Consider the following 614-nt stretch of genomic DNA (forward strand, 5'->3'; position numbering starts at 1 on the left):
GGTGCGGCACCGCTTTGCTGTGTCAATTCCGCCCTGACTCATTACTTGCCAGCAGGCTCAGACCCAGATTTCTTGTCTATCTTTGTGAACAGTTCTTTCAACAACTCGTCGGCCATCTCATCCGGAGATCTTCTTGCCAGCGAAGTGCGACGAATTTCTCCTACCGCGATCAGTTTTCCAGAATTGGCATCGCGAGCTTTGATAGTGAGTTTGAGCAAATACATGGACATGTCCCAAGCCCATCGGTCATCGTAGGTGAGGACCACATCCATCGGTTCGCTGGGCTTGGCTGTAGCCCCCACTACGGCGGTGTACCCCATCGACTTCAACTGTTCCGCAATGATGCGGTCCACGTTGTAGCCATCGCCCTGTACCGTTTGCACATAGATCCTGCGCATATCTGGAGGGACTTTTTTGCTGGACGTCGTGAGATCTACGGCACATCCGGACAGCATGATCAAGACGAACGAAATCCATACCCAGAACCAGCGCGATGCGATGCTGCGAATTGGAGCCACTACTTGCTTCCCTCCAATTGAATCTGGCATTCGTCGAGCAGGTTCTTGCTCTGTGCAACGTGGAACGCAGATCCCACATACATGGTGACCAATGTT

The 614-nt window shown here is 52.4% G+C and carries 1 protein-coding gene; it reads right to left on the bottom strand.

Annotated features, from left to right (window positions below; all coding sequences use genetic code 11):
• Window positions 1–41 precede the first annotated feature (41 nt).
• Window positions 42–518 (bottom strand): hypothetical protein, encoded by a 477-nt coding sequence (locus ACSFA3_RS24290; RefSeq protein ID WP_435469550.1) that lies wholly within the window; start codon window positions 516–518, stop codon window positions 42–44.
• Window positions 519–614 lie beyond the last annotated feature (96 nt).

The organism is Variovorax glucosi (genome assembly GCF_051216695.1).
GTDB lineage: Bacteria > Pseudomonadota > Gammaproteobacteria > Burkholderiales > Burkholderiaceae_C > Variovorax.